Genomic DNA, 20,906 nt, shown 5'->3' on the forward strand with positions numbered 1-20,906 from the left:
TCCTTTTATTATGGAATTTTGGTAGAAACTGGGGGACTTTTGATGTTTAGTTATTTTAAAAATAGTATTGTGAATACGCTAGATTTTCTTAAAGGGACAACGGCGTATTTTCGCGATGTGCTCTTGATGCACGGATTTATGTTATTCGTTCTATTGCCTTTATTGACAAGTTTGTCCAAATTGGTACTCAAAGAAGGTGGGATTGATTATATTTCCTACGATAACTTAGGGGCAATTGCTACGCAACATCCCTATGTCCTTTTGACTTTTCTACTAATTGGGCTGTTAATTTTACTGGCGCTCTTTTTTGAATTTACCTTTTTATTGCTTAGTGTTTATTTTATTAAGAAAAAGCAACCAATTACTCTAACGCAATTATTGCACGGCACCTTGCTTCAGATAAAAAAAGTTCGAGGAATTACCTTTCTGTTTTTCCTAGCATATTTCTTTTTGATTTTACCATTAAGTGGGTTAACCTTCCGCTCTTATTTATTAACAAGAATTAAGATTCCAGCCTTTATCTTAGATTTTATTTTTGCAAATCGCGTCATTATTATTATTGGTTTCGTACTGTTAGAGCTGATTATCTTATATTTAGCGATTCGACTTGCTTTTGCCCTTCCAGAGTTGATTTTACGTGATGTTGGTTTTCGTGAGTCTTTAAAACGTAGTTGGCAAATTACAAAGCGGCGCTTTTTCCAGATCTTAGGACAATTTATTATCATTGGTGGAACTGTTTTAGGGATTTTTACGGCTGGCTATTTCTTGATATTTTTAGGTCAAACCGCAGTCGAAACGTTTAAACCTGAGTGGTCTTTACCTAGCGCTGTCATCGCTATGACACTCCTTCAGGTTATGATGCTCTTAAACTTGGTGTTGTCTAGTGTTGCTATTTTTTACATTATTGTTGATGATATGGAGGATGAAGGGATTTTGCCTGACACGCCAGAATGGTTCACCCCGAAATCAGAGGTTCGGGTAGAATGGACCACCTTCAGAGTCGTTCTTTTTTGTTTGATTGCAATCATCTTCGGAATTGGTGTAGGCACCTATAATACGAATTACTTAAGTCATACACCTGACCGAAAACCGGTTACCATCTCCCATCGTGGTGTTAATGGTAACAATGGCGTTCAAAACACCTTGGACTCTTTAATCGAGACCAATAAGGCAAAACCTGATTATGTTGAAATGGATATTCAAGAAACCAAAGACCATCAATTTATTGTCATGCACGATTTTAATTTACGGGCGTTAACGGGTGTTAATAAACGACCAAATCAATTAACACTTAAAGAATTAACGAACATGAATGTCACAGAAAATGGTCAAACTGCTAAAATGGTTTCTTTTGATGATTATTTAGCCAAAGCCAATCAATTAAAACAACGTTTATTAATTGAAATCAAAACCACGCCTCAGGATAGCCCTGATTTAGTACAGCGCTTTGTCAAACAATACCGCGAAAATATTTTAGAAAACGGTCATATCCTTCATACCTTGACCTATGATACGGCGATGGCCTTAAAGAAAGAAGAACCACGCTTTTATGTAGGCTACGTTATTCCTTTCAACATTGTGGGACCGCCTAAAATGCCAGTTGACTTTTTTACTATGGAATACAGTACAATGAATCGTAACTTTGTAAATGCCGCTCATCATGACGGGAAAAAGGTTTATGCTTGGACAGCAAATGATGAAGATGTTATGACACGAATGATTTTTTATGGCGTCGATGGCATCATTACCGATCAACTCAGTCTACTGAACGAAACAATGAAAACCGATTTAGAAAATCCAACATACTCCGATAAACTGTTGAATTTCGCTATTGGAATGGGTTAAAAAAAAGAGCGTGGGACAAAAATCACTTTGGATTTTTGCTCCACGCTCAAAAACTGATAAACGGCGGGAACAGAAGCAACTCCTTCGGAAATAAGCCGGAATTATCCAAAAATTAAAGAACAATTTTCGGAAATTCCTTCTTATTTCTCGGAGTTAAACGCTTCTGTCCCGACCTCTTTTACGTTCATGTTAGTTGTTTTTACCAAAAATTCTTAAGAAAGCTAAGAATAAGTTGATGAAGTCAAGGTATAATTGTAATGCGAAGAAAACGGCCATCCCAGTACCTACTTGATCACCTGTTTGCGCATAGACTTGGCGTATACGTTGGTTATCATAAGCAGTAATCCCTGAGAAAATTAGGACCATTAAAATGGAAATAAAGAATTCTACAGCACTACTGTGTAAAAGGAACATATTTAGCAACATCGCAATGATGATTCCGATTAAGGCACTATAAGCGGCATGACCAACTGCTGATAGGTCTTTCTTCGTAAAGACACCTACTAATGACATCGCGCCAAAGGTAGCTGCTGCACTTAAAAATGCGCCGGCCACTGTTCCACCAGTATACATTAATAACGTCACGGATAAAGTGACACCATTTAATAATGCATACGCAACAAATCCTGCAATCGCAATGGTTGGATTCTTCTGTGCTTTTGCGCCTAGATATAAAACTAAGCCAATTTCAACAAGCCAAATCATCCAAAAAGCTAAGCTTGATTTGAATAAAGTAGCTAGAACAGGTAAAAAGACAGTCGTCATTGCATAAGCCATGATTGCGCTAATACCAATTCCTAACGCTAAAAATCCGTAAATTTTGGCATAAAATTTATTCAAACCTGTGCCAGTTTGGATATACTCTTGATTATTCATAAGTTAAAGTCCCTTCTTTCTCTGTTAGTTCATCAATCGTCACTTGGGGTGGTTGAACCATCACCACTGCATCTAACACGCGATTTTCTTGCTCATTAACAGCCTCAACTGAAATGGTAATCACATCTTTCATTTTGTCGACTTTGATTACTTCTAATTGGAAAGTCAATGTTTCGTAATGAAAAACGGGTTCCACAAAGTTCACAGAGAAATTCACAACATGTGAACCTGGTCCTGGTAAATGTTTTGAAATCGCACTAGTGATAATTCCCATCAGCATAATTGATGGTACGATTGGTTTTTCATATTCTGTTTTTTGGGCATAATCATGTTGGATATATAAAGGATTCGCATCATTTGTCAAGCCCAAGTAAAGTAATAAGTCCTTGTCTTCAATTGACTCTGTCAAGGACAACGAATCTCCCTCTTCGATATCTTCGATGGTTTTGCCTAATTTTCTCGGTTTTCCGATATTCAAATTAGTACACCTCCGTTATTGATAAGATAATTGTACCAAAATGTACTTAAAAGGCAAGTTAAAAAGTAGTCTTTAAAGGATGTTTAAACAAAACCAACTTATCTGCCATGCTAGCATCCTAAAAACAAACAACGGAACAGGAGCAGCTTCTTATTTTTTGAAGCCAGATACCCCTGTCCCGATTTTATTTATGTTCTCTTATAAAACGTTTCTAGTTGTGTTACTTAGTAATGTTTCGTAGGCTTGTTCAAATTTCTGAACGTCGCCAGCGCCCATAAAGACAACCACTGCATTTTCAAAATCTAGTAAAGGCGACACATTATCTTCGGTAATTACTTGTCCACCTTTTTGAATTTTTTCACCTAAATCTTCAATGCGTACCTCGCCTTGTGTTTCACGCGCAGAGCCAAAAATATTACATAAGAATACTTCATCTGCTAAATCCAGTGCTTCAGCAAATTCATCCATTAAGGCAATTGTTCGTGTAAATGTATGTGGCTGGAAGACAGCAATAATTTCTTTGTCAGGATATTTTTGACGAGCGCCATCAATCGTTGCTTTAATTTCAGCTGGATGGTGCGCATAATCATCAACAATAATCATGTCACTGACTTTTTTCTCGCTAAAACGACGTTTTACACCTTTAAAACTTAGCATTTCTTCTGCAACTTTTTGCATATCAAGTTTTTCAAAATAAGCCACAGCAATCACACCTAGCGCATTCATGATATTGTGATGGCCAAATGCTGGTAAGACAAAATGACCTACAAAATCATCCTTGTGATAAACATCAAAAGATGAGCCTTCCGTTGTTCGTTGAATATTTCGGGCTTGGATATCATCCTCTTCGCTGACGCCATAATAATAAACTGGCACTTCTGATTCTAACTGACGAAGATACTTATCATCACCATAAGCAAAAATTCCTTTTTTGACTTGATGAGCCATTGTTTGGAACGCTGAAAAAACGTCCTCAATGCTCTTGTAGTAATCTGGATGATCAAAATCGATATTCGTCATAATCGCATAATCTGGTGAATAAGCCAAGAAATGACGGCGATATTCACACGCTTCAAATGCAAAGAAATCAGCATCTGGTTCGCCGTGGCCAGTGCCATCCCCTATTAAATAACTAGTTGGATTGATACCACTTAATACATGTGCTAGCAAACCAGTCGTACTTGTTTTCCCGTGTGACCCTGTTACAGCAATGCTTGTATACGGTTCGATAAAACGAGCAATGAAATCGTGGTAACGAATTACTTCTGCGCCTAATTCGATGGCGCGGGCGATTTCCTCATGGGTATCTGGAAAAGCATTTCCAGCAATAACAATCATGTCTTTATCAATATTATCTGCATTAAATGGTAAAATAGGGACACCTGATTTTTCAAGATCCCGTTGTGTAAAGAAATACTCTTCTACGTCTGATCCTTGAACGTTGTAGCCTTTTTGGTGTAAGACCAACGCTAATGAGCTCATGCCAGAACCTTTGATTCCGACAAAATGGTATAATTTGTTCTCTTGATTTCCCATTATAATCCTCTTCTCTGTCACTATATAAAACATACCTTTTTTAAAAAAAATTTCAATCATACGAGATTCATTATCGTATAAAACAAAAAAATAATCAACTATTAAAACAGAATAAAAAACTTACATGTTTCAATTCCACATGCAAGTTTCATCTCTTAACTAAAATATTTACTGTTTTCTAATACAGAACTTGAATCTTCTAGCATCCCACTTAATGGTTTATCCAAGATACCCTTTTTCTTTTCTTCTGTCACAGGTGCTTCCGGCTCCACTTGAGCATTCGCTTTAGCTAATTTTTTCCCATAAGCCGTTTGACTTTTAGCATTTTTCTTTGCGGCATTCAAACGGGAACGCGAACGTAAATCCAACGCATCTTCGCCAAAACGTTCTAAGTCTGGTTTGATTTGTTGATATTGTCGTCTAGTTAAAGGAATCTCAGGTTCTGAGGTTGGAATATTAAACTTCCGCACCGTTGGATCTTCTTCCGTATCTTTCACTTGAAAAGCCGTTGGTTCATCATCAAGAATCACATATGAACGCCGATCTTTTTTCATTGCTTTTAGCAACTCTTCTTCAGTAAAACTAGGTTCCTGTTCCTCAGGAATCACAGAAGCCGGGATATATTTAGGAACAAAATAAGAAGGTGTCGTTTTCTGCACTAATGGTGATGCGGCAGGTCTACTTGGTTTCGCTACGACTTCTTTTTTTTTATACGTTTGTGTCCAGCCATTTCCTTTTGGCGTCCCAAAAAGGCTATTATTTTTTTTCGTTGCTTGTTTATTTTTCGTTGCTTTACTAGCATGTTTTGTGTAGTCTGGCAAATTAGAACGATGACGTGCTAATTGCTCTTGTTGTGCTGCCGTTAATTGTTGTGTTTGTTTATTTGTAGTTGATTGATTCGTTGTTGGTTGTTGGACGGATGGTGTGCTTTGTCTAGTATCTTCGGCAGATGTTGCAGTTCTTCTGCTACCAGACATTGCTTTACCAATCAGATCATCTTGAAATAAGTTACGTTCATTATCTGTTGGTAATTTTACGCCCTGTTCATCATCATACGCTGGAAAACGGAAATGTTTTCTCTTCACTTGAGCATTATCCATTGCGGTCATTCCTTTTATTTTTCTTTCTCATTAGTTTAACACATTCTCAATGAATACTAAAGAACTTGCCTGAATTTTTAAGAGAACAAAAAAAGAAACCTCCGTTTAAAAAGGTTTCTTTTTTGTTTATTTATCTAGTTGTAATTTGGCAAAGTCCGCTTTGACTTGAATGAATGACTGAAACAATTGTAAAAACTGAAAGAGTCGCGCCCGATTTTCAAATTCACTTCTTGTTTGCGGCAATGGTTTTGTGCGATAGGTTTCATAAACGGTCTTAATTCGATTCATAATTTCTTGTCCATCATTATTCTCTGCAAATGTTTCTGCCGTATATTCCAATAATTGTTGAATATAGCGAACTTGTTGCGCATCAACAGTAATATCTTCTAATAATTCCAACATGTTTTTTAGAATATTACTTTGCATTTTTCTCATCGCAAAGTACTCTAAATAGTACGTATTGGTAGACAGCAATTGATTCTCGGCATGATTTTTGGCCCACGTCTCACCTGTACGAATAAAGGTTTTTAAATCTGCACAATGCATGACCAAATTTCGCTCTCCTGCAGCGTTGTTTAAATGTAGCGCCATTTCCCTTAAAATTTTACGAAACATTGTTTCAATGACTTCTTGGTCTTCTCTTAAACGTTTTTCTGTATCAGGCATATAAGAATTAGCTAATAACGCTAGTCCCACACCAATACTCATTAATAAAAACTCATTTCCAATAATCGCCCAAGAAAGATTTTTTTCGACTAAATAATGAGTTACCAAAACGGAACTCACAACAATCCCATCAGATAATTGAAAATACACGGCTGCTGGAATAAATAATAATAAAAAAATACCAAAAGCAATCGCTGTAAAACCTAAAAAAGTAAAACAAATATACGCTAAAATAGTTGCTAAAGCTAAGGATAACAAACGATAAATTCCTGTCATGACAGATGTTTTTTTCGTGCTAGTAACACTTAAAACTGAAATAATCCCTGCCGAAGGGGCATAAAGTAATCCCAGTTTTTCCGCAATAATCATTGCTAATGCAGCGCTAATGGCTGTCTTGACTGTTCGTAAACCAATTTTCATGCATACTCCCCTTAAAAAATAATAATTCTTCACTTTTCTCTAGTAATTTTACCTCTATTTCGGTTATCATTAAAGAGAAAAGTTATTTAGGAGCGAATATTTATGATAGTGGGTCGATTTCGTTTAGGCATGCGAACGTTAAAAACAGCAATTGCTGTCATGCTGTGTATTCTTTTATTTCAATTTTTCCATCGTGGCTCACCTATGATTGCCTGTTTAGCAGCTGTTTTTTCGCTAAGACAAGATTTAAATACCAGTTTGTCTTTTGGAAAATCGCGCATTATTGGAAACACATTGGGTGGCTTTTTAGCTTTGCTTTATGTATTAGCACAAGATTATTTTCCTAATCAACACTTAGTAGAATTACTGCTACTACCACTTTTAGTCATTATCGTCATCGTTGTTTCTGATGGGATTAATAACAATGCTGGGATCATTTCTGCAACTGCGACACTTTTAATGATTTCTTTAAGTATTCCGCAAAGCGATTCCTTTCAATATGCAATGGAACGTGTGTTGGATACATTCATTGGGACCTTTATAGCGATTGGTTTAAACGTCTTTTTACAACCTAAGCCAGCAGAAGAAGCCCATGAAATTTCTGAAGATTTAGCTGAATTAGAAAAGAAAGAAAAAGAACTAGAAGCTTTACGTCAACAAGTTCAAGCGCGGATTGCTGCAGAAGAAAACACTGATGACAAGGCAAATAAATAAAGAAACAGCCGATTGAAGAGAATAACAATCGGCTGTTTCTTTATAGTTCCCAATTCGTTTTTGCTTGAAAGTTGGCGGCTGCGCCAATCAAGTTGGCATCATTTTGATAATGGCAGGTCACGATTTCTGGAACAAAATCTTTTAATTCAAAGGTTTGTAAATGCGTTAGCATCCGGCGATTAATCTCTGCTAATAAGCCTTCTTTAGCAGAAACACCGCCTCCGAGTACAATCATTTCAGGATCATAAGAAAACTGTAAGCCGAATAATCCTTGTGTTAAATAATCATAAAAATTATTGACTTCTTCGCGAGCAATCTCATCCCCTCGTTGTGCCAGTTCAAAAACTTCTTCTCCTGTCACCGCCTGTTTTTCGACTCCAATTCGTTCACAATAGCGCTGAGCCATTTTGACAGCTGTGCCAATTTCACTGAATGTTTGGCCATTACTTAAAAAGTTCAGTCCAAACTCGCCTCCATATAAATGAGCGCCTTTGTACAATTCACCATTGCGAAAAATCGCTCCGCCAATTCCTGTCCCAATAACGACAAAAAGCACTTCTTTTTTCCCTTTCGCCGCGCCTTCATATATCTCAGCTAAACCAGCACAATTCGCATCATTTTCGATAGTCACTGGTAAGCCAAACAACGCTTCTAATTCTTCATAAATGTTAAAATGATGAATATATGGAATGGCGGAAATCCCTAAAATCTGTTGACTTTTTTCGTCAACTACTCCAGGTGAACTAAAAGCAACACCACTAATCGACTCATTTCTTTTGTCTGCATAAACCGAATATAAATGCGCTTTCATTTCTTCCCAAGAGCCAGGTGTTGGAAAGCTCCCTTGATTTGTTAATTCTTTGCCTGTCCAAACGCCGTATTTCACGGAAGAACCGCCAAGATCAAATGCTAAAATTGCCATATTTATCCATCCTTTTCTACTTCTGTTTTCTTATTTCTTCGATACGTATACGGTCCATGATAGGTCTCATCAGGATTTTTCGTCAAGCGAAATTTCAACGGAACATAGTCAATGCCGCCTTTAACAAAAGGATGACATCGTAAAATCCGTGCTACCCCCATCGTTGTTCCTTTGACACTTCCATGTGTATGAATTGCATCAATCATATATTGTGAACACGTTGGGTAATAGCGACAACGTGCAGGCAATCCTGGAGAAATAAATCGTTGATAAAAACGAACACCGCCGATTAACGGATTTTTCATAAAGTGCCTTCTTTCTAACTAATTCTTACTAAAGAATAGCTTGTTTTTTCATGTTTGGCAAGTCTTAGTTACGAGAAATTACACCAGGTGCACCTATGACGAATTCTTACATTTCTGTTGCTATCCAAATGAAAAAAAACGTGCTACACTATAAAAAAAGGAATGGAGGCTTAGTAAATGGGATTAAAATTTGAACGTTCCAATGACTTAGATAAACTCTTCGATTCTTTCGCCGTTGATCCATTAAAGAAAGAAGTACCTCTTGAAGAACTGGCAAAACAACGACAAGAAGTAAAAAAAGAAGAAGCAAAAAAACAAGCAAAAGAGTAATTTTGCTTGTTTTTTTCTATAGAAATTTTTCAATTGCTGTCCAAGCTGCTTCTTTTCCTTCTTTTGTTTCAGAAGAGAAAATAATAAAGTCATCTTGTTTATCAAAATTCAAGGCTTTTTTGATGACACTCTCGTGTTTGTTCCATTTGCCCCGCGGAATTTTGTCTGCCTTAGTTGCTACAATAATAACTGGCAAATCATAGTATTTCAAAAATTCATACATTTGGATATCATCTTGGGTCGGCGGATGACGTAAATCAATTAAAGAAACGACTGCACGTAATTGCTCACGTTGCGTGATATACGTTTCAATCATTTTTCCCCACTTCGCACGTTCTGTTTTAGAAACTTTGGCATAACCATAGCCAGGAACATCCACAAAGTGTAAGGCATCCTCAATTAAATAAAAATTTAGCGTTTGCGTTTTACCAGGTTTGCCTGAAGTTCTTGCTAAATTTTTACGATTAATCAAGGTATTAATAAAAGATGATTTCCCAACGTTCGAACGTCCAGCTAAAGCAATCTCCGGTAATTGAGATTCAGGATATTGTTTAGGGGATACCGCACTAATCACGATTTCTGCATTATGTACGTTCATTGTTTTCCTCCGTTCTTCTATTCAGTCTTTCATTCAAAAGCTTAACAAAAACAGCTCTTTCGGAGATCCGCCGAAAGAGCTGTTTTCAGCTTCAATCTTATACAGCTTCTTTATCTTTTTTGTTATAAATAATTGTTGGTTTACCGGTACCTTCAGCGGCCATTTTAGTAATGATAACTTTTTCAATGCTTTCATCTGAAGGAACATCAAACATTACGTCCATCATAATTTCTTCAATGATTGAACGAAGTCCGCGTGCGCCTGTATTACGTTCAATGGCTTTGGCTGCGATGGCTTTTAATGCTTCTGGTTCAAATTCTAATTTAGTGTCATCAAGAGACAATAATTTTTGATATTGTTTCACCAAGGCATTCTTCGGTTCTGTTAAAATTCGAACCAAATCATCATTCGTTAATTTATCAAGCGCAGCCATTACAGGTAAGCGTCCAATAAATTCTGGAATTAAACCAAATTTCAATAAATCTTCTGGAATAATATGTTGCATGATGCTTTCTTCTTCATTTAAAGCAGAATTAGTTTTACCAAAACCAATAGTTTTTTCGCCTAAGCGGTTTTTAACAATGGTTTCAATTCCATCAAATGCTCCACCAACGATGAAGAGAACATTCGTTGTGTCAATTTGGATAAATTCTTGATGTGGATGTTTGCGGCCCCCTTGTGGTGGTACACTTGCAACTGTTCCTTCAAGAATTTTTAGTAAGGCTTGTTGAACACCCTCACCTGAAACATCTCGAGTAATCGAAACATTTTCACTCTTACGGGCAATTTTATCAATCTCATCAATATAGATAATGCCCTTTTCCGCACGTTCAACATTATAGTCAGCAGATTGTAGTAATTTTAAAAGGATGTTTTCAACATCTTCCCCTACATAACCTGCTTCTGTTAAACTGGTCGCATCAGCGATTGCAAAAGGTACATTTAATGTTTTTGCTAACGTTTGAGCCAAGAAAGTTTTACCTGAACCTGTTGGTCCAATTAAACAAATGTTACTTTTTTGCAATTCAACGTCATCTTGAGTTGCAGCTGTTTCTGATTGATTCACACGTTTATAGTGATTGTAAACAGCAACAGAAAGTGTGCGTTTTGCACGTTCTTGTCCAATAACATATTCATTTAAAACATTTAAAATTTCTTGGGGTTTTGGCACATCCGTTAATTCTCGGACTGCTTCATCATAAAATTCTTCATCAATAATCTCTTTACATAGATCAATACATTCATTACAAATATAGACACCCGGACCAGCAACAATTTTTTTTACTTCTTCTTGTGTTTTCCCACAAAATGAACAACGAACGGTCCCGTTATTATCCGTATTGTCGTACATGTTCGTCACCCCTCTAAAAATCAAAAAATGACTGTCATCACAGTCTCTCATCATAATAGCACAAACCACTTTAAAATGCGAACATCTCAGATAGAAAGTTTTATTGTTCTTAGACTTCTTATGGTATACTACATTATATAAAAGCACTTTCATAAAAAGTGATTGTGTTGAAACAAATTGGAGGAATTGTGATGTTAGAACAAATTTTACTAGGTACCTATACTCGAAGAGCCAGCCAAGGCATTTATAAAATTGCATTAGATACGACACAAGGTCGTTTAACAGAAGCGACACTTTTGTTAGAAGAAACGAGTCCTACCTATCTTGCTCTGAGTCAAAAGGGCGAACTTTTTAGCGTCACTAGTGTTGACGGTGAAGGTGGCACTGCCGCTTATCAACCAGAAATGGACCATTTTAACTTATTGAATAAAGTAACTGAGGAAGGTGCGCCGCCATGTTATGTAGCTGTTGACGAAAACCGACAACTTGTCTATGCAGCAAATTATCACCAAGGTATCGTTCACGTGTATCGTATCTTAGAAGATGGTTCTTTGGAAGATGCTGACAAAGTGATTCATACAGAGCCAACTGGTCCTCATGAAAACCAAAACAATGCCCATGTTCATTACACAGATTTGACGCCTGATCAACGCTTAGTCGTCTGTGATCTAGGAACCGATCGTGTGTATACGTATAATGTTAGCTTAGATGGAAAGCTTTCTGAAATCGCTCAATTCGTGACTGAGCCAGGGACTGGTCCACGTCATTTAGTGTTCCACCCAACAAAATCATTGGCTTATTTATTTGGTGAATTAGATAGCACTGTTTCAGTTCTTTCATATGATGAAACAGATGGTTCTTTCACTGAATTACAAAAAGTTTCTACTTTACCTGCTGATTATGATGCGTTTAATGGTGGTGCTGCAATTCGTATTTCTTCTGATGGCCGTTTCCTTTATGCTTCAAACCGTGGCCATAACTCGATTGCTGTCTATGCTGTTTCAGAAAACGGCGAAGCGATTGAACGAATTCAATTAATTTCAACAGAAGGCGATATTCCAAGAGATTTCGATTTAGATCCTTCTGAAGATTTCATCGTTGTCGCTAATCAAGACTCTGATAACTTAACACTTTATCGTCGGAACCAAGAAACAGGCTTATTAGAAATGATTCAAAAAGATGTTGCTGTTCCCGAATGTGTTTGTGTTTTATTTGTATAATTAAGTTGACTATTTCCTTGGAAAATAACAGGAGTCAGATGCTAAATAATTTTTGCATCTGACTCCTGTTTTCTTATTTTAAACGATGGATTGGTTCTCCAATTCTTTAACGTATAAATAAAAAGAGCCAAAGTCTAAGCGATTCATTTGTAAAGATTCATGAATTTTTGTGAACCCTTTACTTTCGAAAAATCGAATCATTCTATGGTTTGTATGATTAGTCTGAGCATACATTTTACGTCTTCCTTCCCAGACTGCTCGTTTCTCCAATTCATGGAACAACAAACTGCCATAACCCTTGGCAATATAATTAGGCGAAGTTGCAAAGCGCTTTAACCAAACAAAGTCTTGTTCCTGCTCCATACAGAACGTTGCCATTGAAAAAATCATTTCTTCGTGCATTAGCAAATACAACCGTTTTTTTGTAATGTCTTCTTGGATATCTTCTTGAGAAGGGTAGTCCTTTGTCCACTGTGTAATGCCCACAACATCCATGAATGCCTTTACTTCTGTTAAAAATTGAAGAATCATCGGTAACTCTTTCTCATCAGCCACTCTAATTTTCATTGTTTATTCTCTTAATAAGGTAACAATAGAATCGACAAGACAATCACACTAATAATGCCAATGATGGTCGGTACACTCGTCCGTTTTAAAATTCTGATGGGACTAACTCCTACTGTTGATGCGACAATCATGACAACTGCTGCTACAGGAGAAATCGTTCTAGTTAAATTCGCGATCATCTGCATTGGCAAGGAAATTAAAATACCATCAATCCCTGCTTTTTCGGCAATCCCAGGGATTAGTTCGATAACCGCATAAAACATTGCCAGTCCACCACCGCTTAAAATTCCAAAAAGGGTCGTTGCACCGCTGAAAATTAAGGTCGTGACAATTCCTGCTGAACTTGATGCTTCGACAGATGCCATAATACTATCAATAATTCCTAATGTTTGAATCGCAGACGTGAATAATGAACCGCCTACGACAAGCATCACAACTTGACTAAACCCTTGCCCCATTCCTTTAAACATCTCGACAGCTGTATCTTGAACCTTTTTAAAAGATTTTAAGCGAAGAGTCTCAACTAATACAGCGATGAAGAAAGAAATAAATGTAAGAACAAAAATATCCATCGTTATTCCTTTAATAAACATTCCTGCGATTCCCACTCCAACAATTAATAATAGCGGTAATATTGGCAATATTGCATAAAATTTAGGAACATCAAATTCTTTTTGTTTGCTTAAGCCTTCTTCATTTAATGAAACATAGGCAGCCTCACCTTCTTTTTTATCGCAGTATTTTTGCCAGAAGTACTGTGCAACCGCAATGATTAATAACGATGGCAGCGAAATTTTGGCATTCCATACAACATAATTTAACACATCATAACCAAGGGTATTTGCGGCGATTACGTTATCCGCGCCTAAAGGTGTTGGCATGATAGTTGCCGTCATTGCAATCACACCTGCAGCAGTTAATGATGAAATCCCCATGCTGGCTAGCATCGGATATAATATAGACATTAAAATAATCGCTAAGCTTGATGCACTAGGAACTACTAGTGACATTAAATTTCCAATTAAAAAGACCACAGGGACAAATAACGATTTACGTTTAATCTTCATTAATGGTTTCACCAAAAAGTTGACAGCCATCTGATTGGCCCCGATTGCATTCATATATCCTGAATAACCAAAAAGAATCATAATTACAATTCCTGCTGAACTCACTTGTGCAATAATTGTATCTTTAAACTTCAAGAAAATATCAAATAATCCAAAACCGGTTCCTTCCCCTGCAGGATAAATGGGATGTCCTAACATCCATGCACATGCAAGTAGAACAAGCGCACCAATAATTAAGCTGAGTGCGGGATGATAATTTTTTACAATCAAATAGGCTACAACAACTAAAACGACCAACACCAATAAACTTTCAATCATACTTATCCTCCTTCAGTTAATTAACCGCTTTCATTTTTTCGACAACCCATTTTTGAAAAGCCTCAACATTTACATCTATACAGGCAACGGCATTCGTGTTTTTATGATACTTCATTTTTAAATCCGCAACAGTAGCTCCCGCAGCTGGACCTTCCAAAGCAACTTCAATGAACGTTTCAGTTGTCTCAAATAATTCTGGTGAAGTTAAATAGGCAATCGCACAGACATCATGCATTTTCAAACCTGTAGTTAAACTGCCGCCTCTATAATGACGGAAAAGAGCATAAAACATTTCCCCAACTCTACCAAGCGCTCTGATGGCTGTTACTTCATGATTCGTTAACACAGCTTGACTTGTAACATCTAATCCTACCATTGTTAGCGGGACACCTGATTGGAAAACAATTTGTGCAGCGTGTGGATCGACATACGTATTAAATTCGGCACTTGTATTTGTATTTCCCCTTGCTAATGAGCCACCCATCATGACGATTTCTGCAATATTTTCTTTGACTTCTGGATAGAGGGTCAGTAACAAAGCAATATTCGTTAATGCAGCAATTGGAACAATGGTCAAAGGAACATCACTAGACAGAATTTCTTTTCGCATAGCTTCCACTGCATGAATATCTAAACACGTAGAGATAGGTTGCGGAAACTCAAAGCCATCCATGCCAGTCTCCCCATGAATCTCAGCAGAATCTTCCAATTGAATAAGTAACGGACAATTACACCCCTTGGCTACAGGAACCTTTTTCCCAAAAAAATCGACAAGTTTCAAAGCATTATTTGTTGTTTTTTCTACATCTACATTCCCTGCAACCGTCGTTATTAAGCGAACTTCTAGGTTAGGATGATTCAGTGCAATCGCTAAAGCTACAGCATCATCAATTCCTGGGTCCGTATCAATAATGATCGGTCTTTTCTTTGTATCCATTTTTCTTCCTCCATTCACATTTAGGAAAAACATTTCCGGAAACGTTTTCTTAGTTTGAGATTAACAGCGCTTTCATTAAAAGTCAAGCAGAATTTCTAAATAATAAATAATTAGGCTTTTTCTTGACTTTCTGCTTTTAGAATGCTTACTATAAAAAAGAGTTCAGTGAAAGGACGAAAATGATGAATATTAAAGATATTGCAAAATTAGCTGGCGTTTCCGCTTCAACTGTATCCAAAATTATAAATAATAAAGATCAAACTATTAGTAAAGAAACCCGTGAGCGTGTCTTAAAAATCGTTCGAGATTACAACTACACACCTTACTCAGCAAATCTCGTCACAAATAGTACTACAAAAACCTTCGTGTTATTATTAAATAGCCATGAAACTTTTGAGGCTTGGGTTACGAGCTTTATTGATAAAGCTCAAGAAAATGGCTATAGCTGCTTGATTTTAAATAGTCACGGTAGTTTAGAACAAGAACTGAAAAATATTACCTCGCCAACTTTAAAACAAGCCAGTGGCATTATTTGGGACCCAATCAATGAAAACAGTAAACAATACGCGAAATTTATAGAAGAATTAACGATTCCTTACTATTTCGTCAATCACTCAACTAACGAATTGCCTTCTCTAGCGAGGCTTTATGAAGAAGCTAGTTATGTTTTAACCCGAGAATTATTACAGAATAACCATAAAAAAATTAGTTATTTCGTCACTAACCCAAAATATAAAGAAGCAATTATTGCAGGCTATAAAAAAGCCTTATTTGATGTCAATTTACCCTTTAGTAAAGAAAATATTTTAACTACTATCCCTGCTGATTTCAGTAATCAGCTTATCACAGATGGGATTACGGGTATCCTTACCGATGACTATACCCAGGCTGTTTTTTTGGAACAGCTTTTAAAGCAGAGCGGTTTGCGAACCCCCGATAATTACTCTTTACTCGCAATTAAGCGAAAAATTGATCGTTCATTTTTACCTGATCATATTTCTTCCGTCTTATTAGATACAGAGACGTTTGGTAGCAAGTTAGCCTTATTATTGCTTAACAAACGCAAAGAAAAAACAGCCTTGATTAATGAGGCTGAAAAATTGGTGCTAGATCACAAAAATACATTAGGCATGTCTAGTGTTAATCCACATAGCAAAATGATTGTAGTGGGTAGTTTAAACGTTGATAATTATCTGTATTCAACAAATTTACCACATAACGGCAAAACAAATTTTTTGTCTAGCTATGCTAAATTCCCCGGCGGAAAAGGATTAAATCAAGCTGTTGGCTTAACCAAACTGGGCCATCAGGCCACCTTAATTGGTTGTTTAGGCTCAGACACAGATGCGAATTACTTATATAAAGAATTAGAAAAATACCACGTTACGACAGATGGTATCACACGTATTCAAGATACTGAGACTGGTCAAGCTTATATTTATGTTGAGACAAGCGGCGACTCCATGATTTCAATCTTACCTGGTGCAAACACAGCGCTTACACCTAAAAAAATCGCACAGCAAAAACACCTATTTATGGATGCCAGTTTTTGTCTCATTCAAACAGAAATTCCTTTGTCTGCTGTAGAGAAAGCTTGTGAAATTGCCCAACATTCAGGGGTACCGATTATTTTAAAACCAGCTGCTATTCATCATATTCCAGTGAATATACTAGAAAAGGTTGATTTTTTCATTCCCAATGAAGATGAATTATTGGAACTTCAACCAGATACTGGTACATTAGAAGAGAAAGCGGCGTACTTCTTAGAAATGGGCGTAAAAAATGTCATTGTTACTTTAGGAAAAAAAGGCGTGTTATTAAAAACACCCCAAGTGTGCCACTATTTCCCTGCAACAGAAAATATAGCTGTGGATAGTACTGGTGCCAGTGACAGCTTTATCAGCGCGCTTGCCTCCTATCTTTCGAAAGGTTATCCGACTGAAGCAGCCATTCAAATAGCAATTCAGGCTGCAGGATTTTCAGTTTCTAAAGAAGGGGTGATTGATTCTTTAGTTGATCACGTCACTTTGGAAAATTATTTGATAAAAAAAGAACCCGCTCTTTTTGCTCATCGTAACACCTGTGTCGACTGACACAGGTGTTTTCCTGCTGAATATCTTGTTATTTTCTCATAAACCAATGAGAATTGTTCTTTTTTATTACAATTTATTAGGCGAACTATTATAATAAAAGAGAAGTTATAACTAAGGAGTGAGTCTCATCAAAACACAAGATGCCATAAAAACATTTTTACTTTCAAAGAAAACACAAAAAAAATTGGCTGTCTTTTTATACTTAGCAAAACAAACGAACCTTGATTTATCTAGTGTTGCCCGAAAATTCGATCTTTCTACTAAAAATTTATCAATTTATCTTCGTGAAATTCAAGAAGACTTAGCAACCCTTCCTGAAAATACCTTAGAGATTCAGATCCATCACGGAAAAATTTCATTACATACGACTTCCAATGATTTTCTTTCCCACTATTTTTTATTATTTAATTATTACTGTGTCCATTCTACTGACTTCATTCTTTTTCAAGCAATTATCAAAAAAGAAAACAATTCTGTCTGGAAAGTGAGTCAAGAAACTAATTTTAGCTCATCTTACATTTACAAACGGTTAAATAACATTAATAAACTATTTGGTTTGTATGGAATTTCCGTCCATTTTTCCCCCTCGGCGAGTAAAGTGATTACAGGTTCTGAATTTCAAGTTCTATATGCTTTTCTTGATGTCTACTGGACCATCTTTTTAAATACCTTAGCCTTACCACGTTATACCTCTACTTATTTTGAAGATATACTGACGCAACATATTAAACCAGAAATTCTTGAACGCTTGGAACACGCTTCTCTACTAAAATTAAATTTACTTTTACACATCGCAAAATATCGCTTTCCATATACTTGTGAAGATGATCTCCAAAAAGAATTTGAAGAACATCCTTATTTAAGGCTTTTCTCAGACTCAAAACAAACTATTTTTTGTTCCCAATCAAATTTTTCAGAAGATCAACAGCGGGTTGTAGATATCATTGCACCCATTGCCATTGATAATTTTGATTCAGCAAAACGAGCCAAAGATTTACTGGCTGCTCTAAATGAAATTTCTTGCCCAGAATATTTCTACGTTGATTCTTTATTAACCAATTTTTGCGAAGTTTTTCAAATTCCAAAAATGCGTGAATTTGATCGTCATTACTTCTTACTTATTTTATTTAAAAATATTATCTATAACCAATTATTTATTTCACAGCAACCAAATACCGCAATTCTAGATTTTTTAGTCAATAAAAATAGTACTTATCAAAAAGATTTACAGAAAGAAATTTATGCTTTTTATCAAAATTTTTCAGCGCATTCCTCTTATCAGTTAAGATTTAAGGATCAGGAGAACCCAATTTGGACATGTGAATTGTTGTTACGAATTTATAAGCACTATAGTCCCCGCAAAAAAATTAAAATTGGTGTTGCCTATTCTCGCGATTTTTACATTGCTAGCTTTATTATGATGAAAATCAAGCAAGCATTTAGTGAGGATATTATTTTTGAACGAACCGATTTTTCTGGTTGTGATATTGTGATTACTGACTATCCCTTATTTGATTTACCAAAAGAAATAGACCGAATTTACATTTTAGAAGAAGAATTAACCCGAGAAGATTGGGAACTAATTTTCAGTAAAATAAGTATCACCATTTTTGATTTGCAATATTAAAACAAACATCAAGCGCCAACCTGTCTCACCAGCCATAATGAAAACAAGCAACCTACAAACCACTTCTGCCAGTTTTAGTCTGACAGAAAATAGTTTGTAGGTCGCTTGTATATTGCTGTTCTTTTCTATGTTACCTTCAAAGACAATCTAGTAACGTACTTCAGTCCTTAAAGTGCTACGGTTCCACCGCTGATCAGTTTTTAAGCCTGAGACAAAAATCCAAAGTGTTTTTTGTCTCAGGCTCTTACATTTTTTCAACAAAGATGTTACTAGGCGCTACTTGAAGCTGAAAACTATTTTCTCTATCGAGATTCCTCATCAGTAGACTCAAATTTAAAACTTTTTTCTATAAAAGCGACTTCTTTTGCGTATGTTTTTACAAAAGAAGAATAGTCTTTGGGATCTTTGACCTTTTCCAATTGGTCAACAGAGACTTCTAATTCAAATCCTGTCCCATCTTTAAAGAGATAATATTTTGAGATGTCTGTATATCCTTGATTCCGTTTTAAAATATAGCCGGTTTGTACATCAGCAATTTTATCAATTGGGTATGCTTTGATAAACTCTTTACTTGTATCCAAATAATCAGAAAGACTGTTGACAAGATTGCCAGAAAGGTACATACCTGCCGATGTATAATAGTCTCTTTTTTCATAAAAACTGATATTGCCTAGATATTTTGTATCTGGATACTCCTCTGTAGAAGGTAAAATTAAAAAGTTCTTTCCGCCACTGGTTTCAATATCGGCATCGCCGATAATTTCTATTTGGTAGCCTTGATTAAATAAAAGTTTATTTTCTTCTATTGTGACTTTTAGTGGTTTTTCTAAATCAACAGGTCCAGTTGTGGTAAGTCCAGCTTCTTTTAAAGGATAAACATCTTCTGATGAAGCGGAGTAATCCCAATAATCATCTTTCTCCGCAAGATCAATATATACTATAAAGCCAATCGCTACAGCAATGCCTATCCAAATAATTTTTTTGTTCTTTTTTTGTTTTTTCTTTTTTTTCGTCTGTGGTTTTACCACTTTTTTATTGGGGTTAGGAAGTTGCTTTGCTGTTTCTGTTCTTGTGACAGGAAAAAACGACCATTTTGGCTTTTGAAAAAGTGCATCATATGTATCATAAAAATTCTTTTGTTTAGCCATTTTTTCTCTCCACTAATTTTTTTGATAAGGCAATTTCCTCAGATGCTTCGGAGACTAATTTTTCGTAATCATCTGTGATACTTTCCGACAACACTCGTATGGTACTTAAGATACCATTGGTTGCAAGTGTTATTTCTTCTGTTGACAATTTATCTTCTTTAATGCTTAAAAACCGTTCTGATGCTCGTAAAATCTCTGGTACCTTATGATATAAAAAATCACTAAAATGAGTAATTGCTTCTGGATACTTCACTAAGTGTTTAAAGATGCCCTTAGCGGAAGCAACACCCAGTTCTACTTGTTCAATTTTTTTTAAATTTCGTGACTTATTCGTTAGTTCGTTTAAATAAATAATTTGTTTTTTTAATTCGTCCATAATTCTTTGGTACATCTCTAGGTCACTATCCGTTAGATGGTGCGTCGTTTGATATTTTTTTAGATTTTTTTTATAACGGAAATACGTACGACCATTTCTATAAATAACCCAACCAATGTACCCAGTTCCCACTAACAAAACCATTATCCCATTCAAATCATGCACTCCTTTTTAAATTAGTATATATTACTGAACACATTGTCCAGCTTAAAATTGACAAATAAGTATGAAATGTTACTCCCCCAATTACTTGTGCACTTTTATTGTATCATATAGGAAAATTGTTCTGTTCCGCATTTAGACAAATTGTCTAAATGTCTAAGGGAATCTTTTTTTGTTTAATATGTAGCAAAAAACACTTGCAAGAATTGATTACTTCTCACAAGCGTTTTTTATTGTCTAAAACAACTAT

At 36.0% G+C, this 20,906-nt stretch carries 20 protein-coding genes; 6 read left to right on the forward strand and 14 right to left on the reverse strand.

Annotation, left to right across the window (positions count from 1 at the left end; all coding sequences use genetic code 11):
• Nucleotides 1-42: 42 nt before the first annotated feature.
• Nucleotides 43-1,845 carry a glycerophosphoryl diester phosphodiesterase membrane domain-containing protein gene (locus IGL36_RS07940; protein WP_002398444.1) on the forward strand — a complete coding sequence of 601 codons (1,803 nt, stop codon included), beginning with the start codon at nt 43-45 and terminating at the stop codon, nt 1,843-1,845.
• 189 nt (nt 1,846-2,034) lie between these two features.
• Here IGL36_RS07940 and IGL36_RS07945 read toward each other — a convergent pair whose 3' ends face one another.
• From IGL36_RS07945 to IGL36_RS07965, 5 genes are all read right to left on the reverse strand, one after another.
• On the reverse strand, nt 2,035-2,721 hold the full coding sequence (locus IGL36_RS07945; protein WP_002362019.1) for a Bax inhibitor-1/YccA family protein: 687 nt from the start codon (nt 2,719-2,721) through the stop codon (nt 2,035-2,037).
• On the reverse strand, nt 2,714-3,199 hold the full coding sequence (locus IGL36_RS07950; RefSeq protein ID WP_002357164.1) for a MaoC/PaaZ C-terminal domain-containing protein: 486 nt from the start codon (nt 3,197-3,199) through the stop codon (nt 2,714-2,716). The genes IGL36_RS07945 and IGL36_RS07950 overlap by 8 nt, the downstream gene beginning before the upstream one ends.
• 198 nt (nt 3,200-3,397) lie before the next feature.
• Nucleotides 3,398-4,735: a UDP-N-acetylmuramate--L-alanine ligase gene (gene murC / locus IGL36_RS07955; RefSeq protein ID WP_002357163.1), complete on the reverse strand. Its 1,338-nt coding sequence runs from the start codon at nt 4,733-4,735 to the stop codon at nt 3,398-3,400.
• 155 nt (nt 4,736-4,890) lie between these two features.
• Entirely contained in the window at nt 4,891-5,844 is a 954-nt protein-coding gene (locus IGL36_RS07960) for a hypothetical protein (protein WP_002360064.1), read from the reverse strand.
• 117 nt (nt 5,845-5,961) lie between these two features.
• Complete coding sequence (locus IGL36_RS07965) at nt 5,962-6,921, reverse strand: aromatic acid exporter family protein (RefSeq protein ID WP_002360063.1); 960 nt, start codon at nt 6,919-6,921, stop codon at nt 5,962-5,964.
• Between the two features lie 102 nt (nt 6,922-7,023).
• Here IGL36_RS07965 and IGL36_RS07970 point away from each other — a divergent pair, with 102 nt between their 5' ends.
• On the forward strand, nt 7,024-7,635 hold the full coding sequence (locus tag IGL36_RS07970; RefSeq protein WP_002365791.1) for an FUSC family protein: 612 nt from the start codon (nt 7,024-7,026) through the stop codon (nt 7,633-7,635).
• Nucleotides 7,636-7,675: 40 nt separating this feature from the next.
• Here the strand turns inward: IGL36_RS07970 and IGL36_RS07975 are convergent, their stop codons facing one another.
• Nucleotides 7,676-8,557 (reverse strand): ROK family protein, encoded by an 882-nt coding sequence (locus tag IGL36_RS07975; protein WP_002360061.1) that lies wholly within the window; start codon nt 8,555-8,557, stop codon nt 7,676-7,678.
• Nucleotides 8,558-8,559: 2 nt separating this feature from the next.
• Complete coding sequence (gene yidD, locus IGL36_RS07980; RefSeq protein ID WP_002357157.1) at nt 8,560-8,862, reverse strand: membrane protein insertion efficiency factor YidD; 303 nt, start codon at nt 8,860-8,862, stop codon at nt 8,560-8,562.
• 177 nt (nt 8,863-9,039) lie between these two features.
• Here yidD and IGL36_RS07985 point away from each other — a divergent pair, with 177 nt between their 5' ends.
• On the forward strand, nt 9,040-9,192 hold the full coding sequence (locus IGL36_RS07985) for an SPJ_0845 family protein (RefSeq protein WP_002357156.1): 153 nt from the start codon (nt 9,040-9,042) through the stop codon (nt 9,190-9,192).
• A 16-nt stretch (nt 9,193-9,208) separates the two neighbouring features.
• On the opposite strand, the gene yihA is transcribed toward IGL36_RS07985, so the two are convergent.
• Together yihA and clpX are read right to left on the reverse strand one after the other, a co-directional pair.
• The gene (gene yihA, locus IGL36_RS07990) at nt 9,209-9,790 is read right to left on the reverse strand and encodes a ribosome biogenesis GTP-binding protein YihA/YsxC (protein WP_002357155.1); all 582 of its coding nucleotides are present in this window, start codon (nt 9,788-9,790) and stop codon (nt 9,209-9,211) included.
• Nucleotides 9,791-9,887: 97 nt separating this feature from the next.
• On the reverse strand, nt 9,888-11,141 hold the full coding sequence (gene clpX, locus IGL36_RS07995) for an ATP-dependent Clp protease ATP-binding subunit ClpX (RefSeq protein WP_002357154.1): 1,254 nt from the start codon (nt 11,139-11,141) through the stop codon (nt 9,888-9,890).
• 191 nt (nt 11,142-11,332) lie between these two features.
• Between clpX and IGL36_RS08000 the strand changes: the two genes are divergently transcribed.
• Entirely contained in the window at nt 11,333-12,361 is a 1,029-nt protein-coding gene (locus IGL36_RS08000) for a lactonase family protein (protein ID WP_002357153.1), read from the forward strand.
• Nucleotides 12,362-12,439: 78 nt separating this feature from the next.
• Here IGL36_RS08000 and IGL36_RS08005 read toward each other — a convergent pair whose 3' ends face one another.
• The 3 genes from IGL36_RS08005 to rihC are packed head-to-tail and all read right to left on the reverse strand — an operon-like array spanning nt 12,440 to nt 15,283.
• Nucleotides 12,440-12,928 carry a GNAT family N-acetyltransferase gene (locus IGL36_RS08005; protein WP_002357151.1) on the reverse strand — a complete coding sequence of 163 codons (489 nt, stop codon included), beginning with the start codon at nt 12,926-12,928 and terminating at the stop codon, nt 12,440-12,442.
• A gap of 11 nt (nt 12,929-12,939) precedes the next feature.
• On the reverse strand, nt 12,940-14,313 hold the full coding sequence (gene dcuC, locus IGL36_RS08010) for a C4-dicarboxylate transporter DcuC (RefSeq protein WP_002360057.1): 1,374 nt from the start codon (nt 14,311-14,313) through the stop codon (nt 12,940-12,942).
• Nucleotides 14,314-14,329: 16 nt separating this feature from the next.
• Nucleotides 14,330-15,283, reverse strand: coding sequence for a ribonucleoside hydrolase RihC (rihC, locus tag IGL36_RS08015; RefSeq protein WP_002398446.1), 954 nt, complete (start codon nt 15,281-15,283; stop codon nt 14,330-14,332).
• A gap of 146 nt (nt 15,284-15,429) precedes the next feature.
• On the opposite strand from rihC, the gene IGL36_RS08020 reads away from it, so the two are divergent.
• Both IGL36_RS08020 and IGL36_RS08025 read left to right on the forward strand, forming a co-directional pair.
• Nucleotides 15,430-17,343 carry a PfkB family carbohydrate kinase gene (locus IGL36_RS08020; protein ID WP_002398447.1) on the forward strand — a complete coding sequence of 638 codons (1,914 nt, stop codon included), beginning with the start codon at nt 15,430-15,432 and terminating at the stop codon, nt 17,341-17,343.
• Nucleotides 17,344-17,461: 118 nt separating this feature from the next.
• Complete coding sequence (locus IGL36_RS08025) at nt 17,462-18,970, forward strand: helix-turn-helix domain-containing protein (RefSeq protein ID WP_002398449.1); 1,509 nt, start codon at nt 17,462-17,464, stop codon at nt 18,968-18,970.
• Between the two features lie 302 nt (nt 18,971-19,272).
• Here IGL36_RS08025 and IGL36_RS08030 read toward each other — a convergent pair whose 3' ends face one another.
• Complete coding sequence (locus IGL36_RS08030) at nt 19,273-20,118, reverse strand: hypothetical protein (RefSeq protein WP_002398450.1); 846 nt, start codon at nt 20,116-20,118, stop codon at nt 19,273-19,275.
• Complete coding sequence (locus tag IGL36_RS08035; protein WP_002393600.1) at nt 20,111-20,638, reverse strand: 5-bromo-4-chloroindolyl phosphate hydrolysis family protein; 528 nt, start codon at nt 20,636-20,638, stop codon at nt 20,111-20,113. Before IGL36_RS08035 ends, IGL36_RS08030 begins: the two co-directional genes overlap by 8 nt.
• Nucleotides 20,639-20,906 lie beyond the last annotated feature (268 nt).

The sequence above is a fragment of the Enterococcus sp. AZ011 genome, assembly GCF_050548355.1.
GTDB classification, from domain to species: Bacteria; Bacillota; Bacilli; order Lactobacillales; family Enterococcaceae; genus Enterococcus; species Enterococcus faecalis.

Bases quoted from the DNA above. Each gene is read 5' to 3' on its own strand.
- IGL36_RS07940 (WP_002398444.1), top strand. From the start codon at position 43: ATGTTTAGTTATTTTAAAAATAGTATTGTGAATACGCTAGATTTTCTT.
- IGL36_RS07945 (WP_002362019.1), bottom strand. From the start codon at position 2,721: ATGAATAATCAAGAGTATATCCAAACTGGCACAGGTTTGAATAAATTT.
- murC (WP_002357163.1), bottom strand. From the start codon at position 4,735: ATGGGAAATCAAGAGAACAAATTATACCATTTTGTCGGAATCAAAGGT.
- IGL36_RS07960 (WP_002360064.1), bottom strand. From the start codon at position 5,844: ATGACCGCAATGGATAATGCTCAAGTGAAGAGAAAACATTTCCGTTTT.
- IGL36_RS07965 (WP_002360063.1), bottom strand. From the start codon at position 6,921: ATGAAAATTGGTTTACGAACAGTCAAGACAGCCATTAGCGCTGCATTA.
- IGL36_RS07970 (WP_002365791.1), top strand. From the start codon at position 7,024: ATGATAGTGGGTCGATTTCGTTTAGGCATGCGAACGTTAAAAACAGCA.
- IGL36_RS07975 (WP_002360061.1), bottom strand. From the start codon at position 8,557: ATGGCAATTTTAGCATTTGATCTTGGCGGTTCTTCCGTGAAATACGGC.
- yidD (WP_002357157.1), bottom strand. From the start codon at position 8,862: ATGAAAAATCCGTTAATCGGCGGTGTTCGTTTTTATCAACGATTTATT.
- IGL36_RS07985 (WP_002357156.1), top strand. From the start codon at position 9,040: ATGGGATTAAAATTTGAACGTTCCAATGACTTAGATAAACTCTTCGAT.
- yihA (WP_002357155.1), bottom strand. From the start codon at position 9,790: ATGAACGTACATAATGCAGAAATCGTGATTAGTGCGGTATCCCCTAAA.
- clpX (WP_002357154.1), bottom strand. From the start codon at position 11,141: ATGTACGACAATACGGATAATAACGGGACCGTTCGTTGTTCATTTTGT.
- IGL36_RS08000 (WP_002357153.1), top strand. From the start codon at position 11,333: ATGTTAGAACAAATTTTACTAGGTACCTATACTCGAAGAGCCAGCCAA.
- IGL36_RS08005 (WP_002357151.1), bottom strand. From the start codon at position 12,928: ATGAAAATTAGAGTGGCTGATGAGAAAGAGTTACCGATGATTCTTCAA.
- dcuC (WP_002360057.1), bottom strand. From the start codon at position 14,313: ATGATTGAAAGTTTATTGGTGTTGGTCGTTTTAGTTGTTGTAGCCTAT.
- rihC (WP_002398446.1), bottom strand. From the start codon at position 15,283: ATGTTTTTCCTAAATGTGAATGGAGGAAGAAAAATGGATACAAAGAAA.
- IGL36_RS08020 (WP_002398447.1), top strand. From the start codon at position 15,430: ATGATGAATATTAAAGATATTGCAAAATTAGCTGGCGTTTCCGCTTCA.
- IGL36_RS08030 (WP_002398450.1), bottom strand. From the start codon at position 20,118: ATGGCTAAACAAAAGAATTTTTATGATACATATGATGCACTTTTTCAA.
- IGL36_RS08035 (WP_002393600.1), bottom strand. From the start codon at position 20,638: ATGGTTTTGTTAGTGGGAACTGGGTACATTGGTTGGGTTATTTATAGA.